General features: G+C 69.7%; 10 protein-coding genes and 3 pseudogenes. 7 read left to right on the forward strand and 6 right to left on the reverse strand.

Features of this window, described 5'->3' with window-relative positions; all coding sequences use genetic code 11:
* Positions 1-44: 44 nt before the first annotated feature.
* Complete coding sequence (locus AB0L95_RS24960) at positions 45-665, reverse strand: TetR/AcrR family transcriptional regulator (RefSeq protein ID WP_365164646.1); 621 nt, start codon at positions 663-665, stop codon at positions 45-47.
* Positions 666-743: 78 nt separating this feature from the next.
* On the opposite strand from AB0L95_RS24960, the gene AB0L95_RS24965 reads away from it, so the two are divergent.
* Positions 744-1685, forward strand: a complete 942-nt coding sequence (locus AB0L95_RS24965) for an aldo/keto reductase (RefSeq protein ID WP_365164648.1) — start codon at positions 744-746, stop codon at positions 1683-1685.
* 73 nt (positions 1686-1758) lie between these two features.
* On the opposite strand, the gene AB0L95_RS24970 is transcribed toward AB0L95_RS24965, so the two are convergent.
* Positions 1759-2355 (reverse strand): 2'-5' RNA ligase family protein, encoded by a 597-nt coding sequence (locus tag AB0L95_RS24970; RefSeq protein ID WP_365164650.1) that lies wholly within the window; start codon positions 2353-2355, stop codon positions 1759-1761.
* Positions 2356-2694: 339 nt separating this feature from the next.
* On the opposite strand from AB0L95_RS24970, the pseudogene AB0L95_RS24975 reads away from it, so the two are divergent.
* Positions 2695-2952 (forward strand): annotated as a pseudogene (locus AB0L95_RS24975) (IS200/IS605 family accessory protein TnpB-related protein); the annotation flags it as partial.
* 725 nt (positions 2953-3677) lie between these two features.
* Here AB0L95_RS24975 and AB0L95_RS24980 read toward each other — a convergent pair.
* Positions 3678-4766: pseudogene (locus AB0L95_RS24980) on the reverse strand (FAD-dependent monooxygenase).
* A gap of 2 nt (positions 4767-4768) precedes the next feature.
* On the opposite strand from AB0L95_RS24980, the pseudogene AB0L95_RS24985 reads away from it, so the two are divergent.
* The 3 genes and pseudogenes from AB0L95_RS24985 to AB0L95_RS24995 form a co-directional block, all read left to right on the forward strand.
* A pseudogene (locus tag AB0L95_RS24985) lies at positions 4769-5011 on the forward strand (TetR family transcriptional regulator); the annotation flags it as partial.
* Positions 5012-5128: 117 nt separating this feature from the next.
* Positions 5129-5677: a GNAT family protein gene (locus AB0L95_RS24990; protein WP_365164652.1), complete on the forward strand. Its 549-nt coding sequence runs from the start codon at positions 5129-5131 to the stop codon at positions 5675-5677.
* A 64-nt stretch (positions 5678-5741) separates the two neighbouring features.
* Positions 5742-6647, forward strand: a complete 906-nt coding sequence (locus AB0L95_RS24995; RefSeq protein ID WP_365164655.1) for an IS982 family transposase — start codon at positions 5742-5744, stop codon at positions 6645-6647.
* Positions 6648-6774: 127 nt separating this feature from the next.
* Here the strand turns inward: AB0L95_RS24995 and AB0L95_RS25000 are convergent, their stop codons facing one another.
* The gene (locus AB0L95_RS25000; protein ID WP_365164658.1) at positions 6775-7530 is read right to left on the reverse strand and encodes a helix-turn-helix domain-containing protein; all 756 of its coding nucleotides are present in this window, start codon (positions 7528-7530) and stop codon (positions 6775-6777) included.
* Positions 7531-7757: 227 nt separating this feature from the next.
* Between AB0L95_RS25000 and AB0L95_RS25005 the strand changes: the two genes are divergently transcribed.
* Positions 7758-8426 (forward strand): DUF4097 family beta strand repeat-containing protein, encoded by a 669-nt coding sequence (locus AB0L95_RS25005; RefSeq protein ID WP_365164661.1) that lies wholly within the window; start codon positions 7758-7760, stop codon positions 8424-8426.
* A gap of 117 nt (positions 8427-8543) precedes the next feature.
* Complete coding sequence (locus tag AB0L95_RS25010; RefSeq protein WP_365164664.1) at positions 8544-10820, forward strand: DPP IV N-terminal domain-containing protein; 2277 nt, start codon at positions 8544-8546, stop codon at positions 10818-10820.
* Positions 10821-11300: 480 nt separating this feature from the next.
* Here the strand turns inward: AB0L95_RS25010 and AB0L95_RS25015 are convergent, their stop codons facing one another.
* Complete coding sequence (locus tag AB0L95_RS25015) at positions 11301-12011, reverse strand: GntR family transcriptional regulator (RefSeq protein ID WP_365164666.1); 711 nt, start codon at positions 12009-12011, stop codon at positions 11301-11303.
* A 96-nt stretch (positions 12012-12107) separates the two neighbouring features.
* Positions 12108-12968 (reverse strand): amidohydrolase family protein, encoded by an 861-nt coding sequence (locus tag AB0L95_RS25020; protein WP_365164668.1) that lies wholly within the window; start codon positions 12966-12968, stop codon positions 12108-12110.
* Between the last annotated feature and the right edge of the window lie 10 nt (positions 12969-12978).

Here is a 12978-nt window from a genome sequence, read left to right on the forward strand (position 1 = left end):
TGCGGAGCACGGCACCGCCGGCGAAACCGCACAGCCGGACAGCGTCACCGGACCTTCGGCCCGGGGGCCGGGCGCAGTGCGTCGACAATCAAGTCGAGGAGCTGGTCGACCCTCTCCGGCGAGTCGATCGCCGTGGTCGAGAGGAACACGCCGAGGAGCATCATCGTGACGTCTTCAGGATCGACGTCCGACCGCAGCGAACCGGCCTCTGCGCCACGGCGCAGCATCATGGCGATGGCGGCCGTGATGCGTTCCCGCGTTGCGGGCGTGGCAATGCTGCCCGACGCCCAGCCCGCGCGCAGTGTGTCGGACATGCCGCGCTTGATCTTGAAGAACGCGGCGTACCGCGTCATCCATGCGCGCAGTGCGGCTGCGGGCTCACGTTCGTCGAGGAGCGCCGGTGCGCTGGACACGACCTCGTCGAGCTCTGCGGCGTAGACGGCCTCCACGAGCGCCTCTCGGGTCGGGAAGTGCCGGTACAGCGTGCCGATCCCGACGCCGGCCACGCGGGCGATCGCGTCCAGCGGGACGGCATCCGCCGTCGCCGCGAAGGCGTCCCGGGCGGCGGCGAGGAGTCTGTCGCGGTTGCGCCGTGCGTCGGCGCGTGCCGGCCGACCGGGCGCTGCTCCGCTGCGGCCGGTGGCCGTGGGCTCGGTCTCAGGCAAAACGGAGGACCTCCGGTTAGTGGTACGGTGAAGCGGAGAGACTCCGCTTCGTCCATGGTCCCACGCGAAAGAGAGCCGATGGCTTCCCCTGCCCGATCTCCTCAGGTCACCGCGTCCGGCGCGCAGCGCGCCGGTGGCTCCGGGCGGCTCGCGGGCCGCACCGTCTCCCGGATCGGCTTCGGTGCGATGCAGCTGGAGCGCCTGCGGAGCGACCGCAAGGCCGCGATCGCGATGCTGCGCCGCTGCATCGAGCTGGGCATCGACCACATCGACACCGCCCAGTTCTACGGCCACGGCTTCGTGAACGAGGTGATCCGCGAAGCCGTCCGCCCCGAGGACGATGTCCTGGTGGTCAGCAAGGTCGGCGCCGAGCCCGACCCCGACGGTCCGCTTCCCCTCCGCCTCGCGCAGCGCCCCGAACAGCTGCGGGCCGGCGTCGAGGACAACCTGGCGACCCTCGGGATGGAGCAGATCCCCCTGGTCAACCTCCGCCGTACGGACACCGGCCCTGGTCTGCGCGCCGAAGGGGATCAGATCGTCGCCCTCGACGACCAGCTCGCCGTGATGACCGCCTTGCGCGACGAAGGCAAGATCGGCGCGATCGGCCTCAGCAGCGTCTCCCTCGACGTCCTGCGCAGCGCCCTGCCCGCGGGCATCGCGTGTGTGCAGAACGCCTACAGCCTCTTGGCCCGCGACGACGAGGACATGTTCCGGCTGTGCCTGGAGGAAGGCATCGCCTGGGTGCCGTACTTCCCCCTCGGCAGCGCCTTCGACGGAATGCCGAAGGTGACCGACGAACCCGCCGTCATCACCGCCGCGGGTGCGCTGAGCGCCACACCTGCCCAGGTCGGACTGGCCTGGCTGCTCCACCACGCGCCGAACGTGTTGCTGATCCCCGGCACGGCCGACCCCGATCACTTGGAAGCGAACGTGAAAGCCGGAGCGGTCACGCTCGACAAGGCAACGCTCTCCGTCCTGGACGCCGTCCCGTCCCGCTCAGGAGACATCGCACTCGACTAGGTCGCCGTCTTCGGCGCCGGCACCGGCCTGGGCGCTCCGTCGCCCGCCGCAAAGACCGCCTCGGCGCCCTCACCTAGCACTCCGGCCGGCGGACCTCGCCCGTGCCCAGGGTGATCACAGCTCGGGGCCGCATGGGCTCCTCGCCTCGCCGGGAGAGCAGGACCACCTCCTCGACCACCGCCGACAGCGCGCCGAGCCGGACGGCACACTCGTCGGCCAGGTGCTTGGGATCCCGGGTGCGGCCGAGGGACAAGTGCGGGGTGAAGCGGCCGCCACGCCCGCGGCAGAGCGGGAACCGCAGCCCCAGCTCCTGGTGGAGCCGGGCCCAGGGTGCCGGGCCCGCCGCGGCTGGATCGAGCCACACTGTCGCGTGGTGCCGATGCCGGAAGTACCGCACTCCGGCCAGGTGCGCCGTGAACGCCATGGTCTCGGCCGCTCCTGCGGAGAGCAGCGGCACAGCCCAGGCGAACTCCTCCTCCGGTACGAAACCGAACAGTAGATTCACATGCGGCGGCCAGCGCCGTACCTGCGGATCGTGCTCCCATCGGATGTCCTGAATCACCGGCCAGAGCTCCCGCGGCGGAAGCCACGCCACCGCCGTCCGGGCCGTCGGCGCCACCTCCAGCGCACCCACCGGCCCGGCCCCGCCGAGAACCGGATGACCGTCCACATGGTCATGGTCCCAGACAGGGCCCGGAACCGTTCGGAGACTCGGTGACGATCGGTGCGGCGAACGGCCGCACTTGCAGGAGCCCACGGACTGGGGCCGCTCGTGATTGCTGCCGGGGCGACAGGGGTCCTAGGAGCAGCGTTTCTGTCTGTGGTGGCAGCAGTTGTCCTCGGAGCGAGTTGGGTGCGGAAGAGGCGCGGGCGCTAGTCCGGTTCACGAACTCACCTCCGTCGACCGTCGCGCCGCCACCCGCGCTGGTGGAGCTCCGTCCTCGAGCGTGAACCCCACTGATCAGAGGCATCAGCAGGCCGGTTGCGCGCCGGGGTACAGCTCGATGCGCGACGCGCCCTGGGATACCCGATCCGGCGACGGACGGCACCGCCCCCACAGCACCGGAGCGATGCTGTGGGGCATCGGACCGTCCAGGCCACATCGGATCACCCGGGGCGTGAGGAAACCCGCCCCCGTATCCCCGGACCACGAACACGATCCGTGCGTGCTGGAAGCGGAGCGAAAGCGGAGGACCAGTGTGCCCAGCACCGTTCGGGGCACGCAGCTGAGCACGGGCCCTGGCAACAGGACCCACTCCCGCTCAGTCATTTGGGAACGGTTGGAGTCGTGGAGCAGTACAGGCCGCTTTCGCAGGTGGCCGAGGGCTCCTCAATAGGAGGCTCCCCCGGGCAGTCGGCGCTGTAGCACGGATCAGTGGGTTCTCCGGAGGGCACGAGACGGGGATCGTACGGATCGTCGTGTCCGGTGTCGGACGAAGGCGGGGACACCGGCAGGACTCCTGGATCACCGGTGCTCACGCGGCCCGGTCCGCTCGTCCCGGACGTGGCAGACGATCCACTGCTCTCGTCCTCCTGCCTCCCAGGCCCTGAGGAGTGCCTGGAGGCCACGCCGGGAACAGCCGGCGAAGAGGGCACTTGATGCTGAGGCTTGGGCGAGGCACATCCGCCGGCCAGGAAAGCGACCACCAGTAGTCCGGTTGCTGCATACGTTCTGTTGCGTCCTGACCTTATGGCCTCCCCCAAGGCAGACAACGAGTGTAGGGGAAACCGGCCCCGAGCAACCAGCAGTGACTACCAGTCCGCGTCGCTACCACTGCACCTCGGGTCACAGACTGAGCGAAGTGTCCGACGGGCCGTCGGAATACGGCCGTGCATGGCCATCGTCCGCAGTCGCTCGGGTCAACGGTGGCGCCGCTCGGGCACGGGCGGCAACCGCGGCGCCACCCGTTCCCACAGGCCGCACGGAACAAGATCAGCACGTCCTGGCCACCGAGCGCTCCGGCGGCAAGACCCGGTGCGGCGTGAAGGGGGTCAGTTCAACTGTGGTGGGACCCAGGCGTGGTGCCGAAGGATCATGCGCGTTGCGGCGTGGGAGGGCGTCATCCGCATCGCCGTGTTCCGCAAGGCCACGGCCAACGGGTGGGAGAGCTGCTGGCCCATCCGCCCGGCCTGGCGGGCCGCCCGGGCGACGGCGTGACTGCGCGGTCGGCGCTCAGCGTCGTACCAGGCAAGCGCGGCTTCGACGGTGGACTCGGTGGCAAGCGCGGCGGCCAGGGTGACCGCGTCCTCCAGAGCCTGACAGGCGCCCTGTCCAAGGTTCGGGGTCATCGCATGCGCCGCGTCACCGAGCAGCGCGATCCGGCCGAACCTGTACGAGGGGAGCGGCGTGCGGCGTTCGTTGATGTCGTGGTGCAGCACGGCGTCGGTCGGGTCGCGTTGAACAGGGTGGGGATCGGGTCGTGCCAGTCATGGAATCTTCGGCCCAGTTCGGCCAGGGGGTCGGCGAACCGCGTCCCGGCGGGGAGATTGAGGACCGCGTGCCATTCGGCGCGCCCGTCTGGGAAGGCGATGTGCCCGAACTCTGCGCCGCGCCCCCAGGTCAGCTCGAAGTCGGTGCGCAGTTCCACTGCTTGCTCGGTGATGGCGCGCAGTACCGTCGAGCCGCTGTGGACAGGGCCAGGGTGGGTCGGGAAGAGCAGGTCCCGGACCTGGCTGCCGATGCCGTCGGCCGCCACCACCAGATCGGCGTCCAGGACCGTGTCGCCGCCGTCGACTCGAACCGTCCCGGAGTCGAGCTGCTGGACCGATCGAGCCTCACAGCCGATCAGCAGTGTCCGGGCGGGCAGGGGCTCGCGTAGTAGCCGGTGCAAGGTGGAGCGGGGAATGCCCGTGATGGGCGCACCCACTGCCTTCTCCAGCTCCGCGCCGTCCATCCGGGCCAGCCGACCGCCCTCCGGCGTGCGGGTCCCGCCGCTGTACTGGCCTCGCGACGCCTCCCTCACCGCCTGGTCTATGCCGAGTTCGTCCAGTGCCCGAAGGCCGTTCGCGGCCAGGGAGATACCCGCCCCCGCGTCGTCGAGCACGCTCGACGACCGTCGCGTCCCAGCCGATGCGGCGCAGACCGCTATGCCTGCACCGTGGAAAGCGTGCGCGCCCCGGAGTTGCGCGAGATTCTCGTGCCCCGCGAGAACGCCGGCCGCGAGGCCGTTCGGTTGTTCCTCGCGGGGCGCGGCGTGACGGACGTCGAGACACGCACGCGCACGCCGCTGACCTGCATCGACGGACTGGTATTCGACCGACTTGTGTGCGGAGGTGAAGTACCTCGCGAGGCCCTCGAACGCCTCGTCGCCGCCGCCCTGCGCTAGATGATCAATTCCAAGGGGGCGGTGCGACCGCCTGGCCTGGTTGATGCAGACGCGCCGAGGACATCCGAGCGTGGATCGCCAGCCTTGAGCGGTTCTGCGATCGATTAGGGTTGCGCAATGTTCGAAGGAAATTTGGTAAGGCTGCGTGCGCTGCGCTCCGAGGACGCGGAGCATCATCTTCGGTGGCGCAACGACCCGGAAGTGGTGCGCTGGGCCGCGGCCGGCGATCCGTGTTTCGGACCGGTCTCAGCAGAGGCGATCGGGCTCGGCTTCGACACCATGCTGCGCCTGATTCCGAGAGAGTCGGCCGTGTTCACGGTCGAGGATCTCGCAGGCGGAAGGGTGATAGGCATGGCCGACTATCGGGACCTGGACCCGTACGCCGGAGTGGCCACGCTCGGAGTCACCATCGGCGAGCGAGAGTTCTGGGGTCGCGGCCATGGCAGTGACGCGTTGCGGCTGCTCGTGGACCACCTGTTCGGCGCGTACTTCCTGAGCCGGCTGGAGCTGGACACCTGGAGTGGCAACGAGCGCGCCATGCGCGCCTTCGCCAGGCTGGGCTTCCGTGAGGAAGGTCGCCGCCGGTCGGCGGTGCTGGTGGAGGGGGAGCGCTACGACCGCGTGCTCTTCGGGATGCTTCGCGAGGAGTGGACAACCCCCGCATGACGTTGTAAAAGATCTTCCAAGGGCTGTTTGTGAGGGTGAGCACGAGGGCGCCCAAGATCGTTGTGTGACGAACAACCTGGACAACCTCGCGACAGCACTCTATGTGACAACTGACGATCTGCTGAAGGAGCGTCCGGACTTGGCGCCATGGCGGCCGACCGTGGGGATCGCGCCGCAGCTCACCGACGCCGAGCTGGTCCCCCTTGCGATGATGCAGGCCATGCTGGGGTTCACCTCCGAAGCCAGGTGGCTCCGGCGTTCCCGGGCCCGCCTGCGGCACCTCTTCCAGTACCGGCCGCAGCAACCCGGCTACAACAAGCGGCTACGGAAGGCCGCCGAGTTGCTCCGCCAGGCCACCCGGATCCTGGCCACCAGCACCTCGGCGTGGACCGACGCTGTGTGGAACGTGGACTCCACACCCGTGGAGTGCGGCCGCTCACGTGAGACCGTGAAACGCTCCGACCTGGCCGGATGGGCCGAGTACGGGTACTGCGCCAGTCACAGCCGGTTCTTTTGGGGCCTGCGGCTGCACCTGGTTTGCACCCTCCAGGGCCTACCTGTCGCCTTCGCCCTGATCGGGGCCAAGGCTGACGAGCGCGAGACCCTGCTGGACCTGCTCGCAGCCGAACCGCACCTCGTTGCCGCCCGGCCCGGCCAGACTCTGATCGGCGACAAGAACTATTTCGGCCGCGACTTCGAACACGAACTCGCCCAGCGGGGAATCCAGTTGCTACGGCCAACCCGCAAGGGCGCACGGCAGCGGCCCGGCGGATCCCTGTTCAAGCCGCTCCGGCAGGTCATCGAGTCGGTCAACGAGACCTTCAAGGGACAGCTCAACCTCGAAGACTACCGAGGACGCACACCCCGCGGCGTCATCGCCCGTGTCACGCAACGCATGCTCGCGCTGACTGCCGCCATCTGGCACAACGACCACACCGGACAAGCCACCCTCCGCTCGCTCACCTCCTAACGATCACCAACCCCTTGGAATTGATCATCTAGGCCCTGACCGTCGGCAGCTCGCCGCCCCAGACGCCGCCGACGCGGCCCGGTGACCCGGCGCGGGCACGACTGGCTGTGACCATCGAGGCGGCTGTCTATCCGCGATCGGAACTCGGCTCGGCTGGGCCGCCTGAGGGCGCTTCGGTCTTCGTGTAGAGGACCTCGCGGGCCTGCTCCGCGGCGCGGGCGATGCTCTCGCCGACGAAGTCGACGAAGCGGGCGATGTTCTCGAGGCGGGCGGCGGCCGGGGTGCCGGGACCGAGGATGGTGACGCCCTGCCGTGCGGTCTCGGCGAGTTGGGCGTTGGATCGGGCGGCGGCGATCATCCCCTGGTACCAGACGTCGTTGTCGACGACGTAGCGCTCGCGGCGGCGTTCGTCGCGTTCCCGGCGGACGAGGCCCTGGCTTTCGAGGAACGTGATGGCTTTGGAAACCGACGCCGGGCTGACCTGGAGGCGCTGGACGAGTTCGGACGCGGTGAGGCTGCCCGCGTCGGTGGTGTAGAGGCAGGTCAGTACCCGGGACATCATCTTGGGCAGGCCCTGCTGCATGAGGAGGGTGGTGAACATCTCCTCGTACTCGCGCACGGCCTCGGTGTCGCGTCCGTGGGGCTGCGGGGGCGCCTGCACGCCTCGGGGAGCGGCCTGCCTGCGCCGGTGGGCGCGGCGTTCGGTGGCGCGGTGGGCCAGGTCGGCACGGTAGGCGGTGGGACCGCCGTTCCGCATCACCTCACGCGTGATCGTCGAGGTGGGGCGGTCGAGACGTCTGGCGATCTCCGCGTAGGCGAGCCCGTCGGCCACCCCCAGCGCGATCTGCTGGCGTTCCTGCTGGGTGAGCCTGCCTCCCGGCATCGCGATCTCCCTTCGTGCTTCTTTGACGCCTCCACCATAGCGTTCACCGTCAATCCAATGCAACGACCGGAATGACGCACTGTTGCATTAAAACTAAGGCCGTTGCAACGATATTTGTGATGTCACCTGCACTAATGTTGATTGTACGCAATAAACTTGTTGTGCGATCTATGAACGCAACGTAGCGTTTCCGGCATCAGAAACACCAAGCGCAGGAGGAGAGCACGATGCAGAAGTTCGACACCCCCACTCCGATCGCCGCCGTTCTCGACATCCCGGCGGGACGCATCCACTTCATCGCCGCCGACCGGGCCGACACCGCGGTCGAGGTCCTGCCCGCGGACGCCTCGAAGGGCCGCGACGTGAAGGCGGCGGAGCAGATCGAGGTGTCGTACGGCGACGGTGTCCTGCGGATCGAGGCCCCGGCGGCGAAGAGCCAGATCCTCGGCGCTTCCGGATCCGTCGAGGTGACGGTCCAACTGCCCGCCGACTCCCGTATCGAGGCGAAGGCGGCCAGCGCCGAGTTCCGGGCCGTCGGACGGTTCGGCGACGTCGCCTTCGACGGCGCGCACGGCTCGATCAAGCTCGACGAGGCCGCGAGCGTCCGCCTCACCGCTCTCGCCGGCGACGTCTCGGTCGGCCGCCTGGGCGGCCCCGCGGAGATCAGCACCGCAAAGGGCGACATCCGGATCGCCGAGGCCCTGCGTGGCACGGTCGTGCTGCGCACCCAGTCCGGCGACGTGTCGGTCGGCGCCGCCGCCGGAGTTTCGGCCTCCCTGGACGCCGGCACCGCCCACGGCCGGATCCACAACGCGCTCAAGAACACCGACGGCGCCGCCGCCCTGAACATCCACGCGACCACCGCCCACGGCGACATCACCGCCCGCAGCCTCTGAAGGAGCCCGGCCGACGCGCTCGCTTCAGCCCTCCGATGCCGTCATCACCCCCGCCGCGATGGCGCCACCGAAGCATCACGGCAGGCCCGGAACCAACACCGAGGAAGGACAAAAGGAATGAGCACCACTCAGGACTATCAGGTCGCGGAGCAGCTCCTGCGCCGGCCCGTCCGCCCTGGCGAGCTCGTCATAGGCGACCAGGTCAGGCCGCAGTGGATCGACGGAGGCGCCCGCTTCTGGTACGCGGTGAGCGATGGCGTCGGCAGGCGGTTCATGCTGGTCGAGCCGGCGGCGGGTACCCGCGAGCCGGCCTTCGACCACGCCCTGCTCGCCGCGGCGCTCGCCGCCGCCTCCGGGCAACAGGTCGACCCCGGGGCGTTGCCGTTCATGGCCATCGAACTGACCGAGAACGCCGTGGAGTTCGATGCGTTCGGCGAGCACTGGCGCTGCCGCCTGGACAGCTACGCCTGCGAGCGGGCCGAGTTCACACCGGCGGGCAACCCGCTGGAGGTGCCATCACCCGACAGGAAGGTCGCGGTGTCCCAGCGGGGGTACGACCTGTGGGCGCACTCGCTGTCCGACGGCCGCGAGTGGGCGCTGACCACCGACGGTGAGCCCGACCACCGGTACGGCTCCGGCCCGGACTGCATGAGCAACGGCACCCTGCTGCGCAAGTTCGGCCTGCCCCACCTGCCGCCCGCGGTGGCCTGGTCTCCCGACTCGACGAAGGTGCTGGCGCATCGGACCGACGAGCGCGGCGTCCGGCAGACCCACCTGGTGGAGGCCCGGCCCGCCGACGGCGGCGCGCCCCTCCTGCGCACCCAGCGGTACGCCTACCCCGGGGACGAGAATCTGCCGCAGGCCCAGCTGGTCGTGCTGGACGTCGCCGAGGGCTCGGTGGTTCGCGCGCAGACCGAGCCGCTGCTCATGCCGCAGTTGTCGCCGATCACGAGCAAGTGGGCGTGGTGGGCCCCGGACAGCTCGGCGGTGTACTACCTCAGCCAGCCCCGCGACCTGCGCACGCTCGCCCTGCACCGGCTGGACCCGGCCACCGGCGAGGTCACCACTGTGCTCAGCGAGACCGGAACCACCCGGGTGGAGCCCAACCAGTGGTTGTACGAGCCTCCGATCGTGCGGACGCTGGCCGACGAGGTGCTGTGGTATTCGCAGCGGGACGGCTGGGGCCACCTGTACCGGTACGACCTGCGCACCGGCGTGCTGCTCGGACAGGTCACCTCGGGTCAGTGGGCAGTACGGCAGATCCTTCACGTCGACGAGGCCGAGCAGGTGGTGTACTTCACCGCCTCCGGGCTGGTCGAAGAGGACCCGTACCGGCGCACGGTGTGCCGGGTCGGCCTGGACGGCTCCGGCTTCGCCAAGGTCACCGACGACGAGCTGGACCACATCGTCACCATGCCGGACAACCCGGAGTACTTCATCGACTTCGCGTCCGCCGTCGACACCCCGCCAGTGACCCGAGTCCGTGACTGGGCCGGGCGGGTGCTGGTCGAGCTGGAGCGCGCCGACATCACCAAGCTCAGCGCCACCGGCTGGACCCCGCCGGAACGGTTCCGCGTCAAGGCGGCCGACGGGATGACGGACATCTACGGGGTGCTGTACCGGCCGCGGGGGTTCGACCCTGCCCAGCGCTACCAGGTGGTGGACACCATCTACCCCGGCCCGCAGGTCAACCGGGTCGCCCCGTCCTTCGACCCCGGCGGGATGGGCCTCGACGCGGAACCTATCGCGGCGCTGGGCTTCGTAGTGGTGGCGGTGGACGGGCGAGGCACCCCAGGGCGGAGCAAGTCCTTCCACGACGCCTCCTACGGCCACTTGGCCGACGCGGGCTGCCTGGCCGACCATGTCGCGGCGCTGCGGCAGCTGGCCGAGACCCGGCCGTGGATGGACCTGGACCGGGTGGGCGCGTTCGGCCACTCCGGAGGCGGGTTCGCCGCGGCGCGGGCGATGCTGGACTTCCCCGAGGTGTACAAGACCGGAGTCGCCCTCTCCGGATACCACGACGCCCGCTTCTTCAACCAGGCGTTCGTGGAGGCCTACGACGGCGCGGACAACCCCGGGGCCTGGGCCCGCACCTCCAACGTGGACATCACAGACCGGCCGGCGGGCAAGCTTCTGCTCATCCACGGCGAACTGGACGACCAGGTCCACCCGGACCACACCCTGCGGCTGGCCGACCGGCTCCTCGCCGCCGACAAGGACTTCGAGGTGCTGATCGTGCCGGGGGCCGAGCACATGTTCATCGACTGTCTTTCCTACGTCCGCAAGCACTGCTGGGACTTCCTGGTGCGCGAGCTGACGGGCACACAGCCACCCGCCTACCGCCCCGCTCCCATCGTCATCGGCCCCGAGCTGCTCGGCGAGCTGTTCGCCTGAGCAACGACATGACCCCGGGCGTCCTCGCCCGCTTGCGCACAATGACGATCCACCGCCCCCGGGTACTCGTCGGACGCGCCATCGGCAGCATGCTGCAATCGAATCACGAGCATGGTCTTCGTGGGCGCCGCCGCCGTGGCCACCGGCTTCCGGCCCAGGGGTGGCGTACTCCGACACGGCGTCTTCGTACGCCGCCCGGTCGGCGTTCTCGGCCATCGGCGGGGCCCGGCCCCCGGACATGAAACGGCTCTTCGTCGCGGGGGCGGGAAGCTCCGCGCGTCAGTCGGGCCGCCGACACGTGAGCTCCGGACGACCTCGGTCGCGCCGACTGGCTCGTTCCGGGAGGCGTTCGATCGAGACCGCGTGGTGGCTGTCGTCGACGCTGATCCTGGTCACCCAGCTCGCGGGTTCGTAGCGGACGATCGTCGGCTTCGACGAGGTGCCGCGCTTACGGCCGCTGTGGTCGCCGTAGGCGCAGCGTCACTCCTCGCTGAGCTGCCGCTGGAGGCTGCGGGTGAGGTGCTCCGCCATGGCTTCGGCAGCGCGGTCGGGCTTGCGGCGGAGTATCGCGCGTACGACACGTTCGTGTTCCGCCAGCGTGGGGTCGTCGGCGCTCCCGACGCTTCTGAGGCGAAAGACATGCAGATGGGAGTGGAGCCGCTCCACCGCATCGGCGAGCAGCGGACGTTGCGAGGCCACCGCGATCGCGTCGTGAAAGCGCTGGTCGAGGGCGGCGAAGTCGCGATAGTCCGCGTACCGTCCCGTCGGCCCTGGATGAGTCTGCATCTGCTCCACGAGCCGTTCGAGGGAGTCGAGTTGCTCCTCGCCGGCGTTGATGGCGGCGAGCGCCGCCGCTCGCGGTTCCAGGAGGAGTCGCATCTCAAAGAGCTCCTCAAGGCCCTCGCGGGTCAGCAACTCGGTGGCCCGGTACCCGGAGAGCGACCTTTTCACCACAAGTCCGTCGGACTCGAGCCGGGCCAGTGCCTCGCGGACGGGCGTGGGCGAGACGCCCAGAGCACGCGACAGCGCCTCGATCCCCACGCGTGCACCAGGGGCGATCTCATGGTCCATGACCATGGCCTTGATCTGCTCGTAGACGCTGTCCGAAAGGACCTGGCGGCCAGGACCGGCGGATTGGCTTCTTCCTTCGGACTCCGGGGCCCTGGCAGAGGAACTGTCATGCGGCGGCATCCGTTCTCCTGCTCCTGTTGCTCCGGAGGTCGCGGGACGAGAGCAGTCTACCGACGTGAGAGGCCTGCCCCGCGGCGTCTCGGTCGCGCGGCGGCGTCAGGGCACACGCAGCCGGTAGGCGTTCGCGGCCGTGCCGCCGAAAACGCCGGCCCGTTCGTCCACGCTGAGCCCGACCGTCAGAGCACGGGCCGCATCGAGCACCTCCGCGTAGTCGGCGGCCACCGTGCACACGGGCCAGTCGGAGCCGTACATGACCCGGTGCGGTCCGAAGGCGCCGAGAGCCGTCTCGGCAAAGGGACGCAGGTCGTCGAATGTCCATCCGTGCCAGTCGGCCTCCGTGACGAGGCCGGACAGCTTGCAGAAGGTGTTGGGTTCGGCCGCCAGTGCACGCAGTTCCGAAGCCCACGGTTCGAGCGCGCCCGTCGCGATGGCGGGTTTGCCGATGTGATCCAGGACGAACCTGAGGCCCGGCAGACGGCGGGCCGCGGCGGTGGCCGCGGGCAACTGGTGCGGGAGGACCACAAGGTCGTACGCCAGGCCCGCATCGGCCACCGCCGACAGCCCCCGCAGGACATCCTCGCGTACCAGCCACCGCGGGTCGGGTTCCGACTGCACCTGGTGCCGGATGCCCACCAGCCGTCTCCCGTCCGGCAGTTCACGCAGCCGGGCCAGCGTGTCCGCGACATCGGGAGCTGTCAGGTCGGTCCATCCGACCACACCGGCGACCAGCGGGTCGGAGGCCGCCTGTGCCAGCATCTCGGGAGTCTCTTCCGGGACCGTCACGGTCTGTACCATCACGGTCGCGCCGACTCCGGCCCGCTCGGTCAGCGGACGCAGATCGGACAGCGAGAAGGTCCTGCGCAGCGGCGCGAGTTCGGGGCCGGTGATCCATTCCTGGTCGCGTACGGCCAGGTCCCACACATGGTGGTGGGCATCGACGAGCAGCGTGTGGCTCATACGGCTCTCT

This window comes from Streptomyces sp. NPDC052036 (genome assembly GCF_040680495.1).
Lineage (GTDB): Bacteria > Actinomycetota > Actinomycetes > Streptomycetales > Streptomycetaceae > Streptomyces.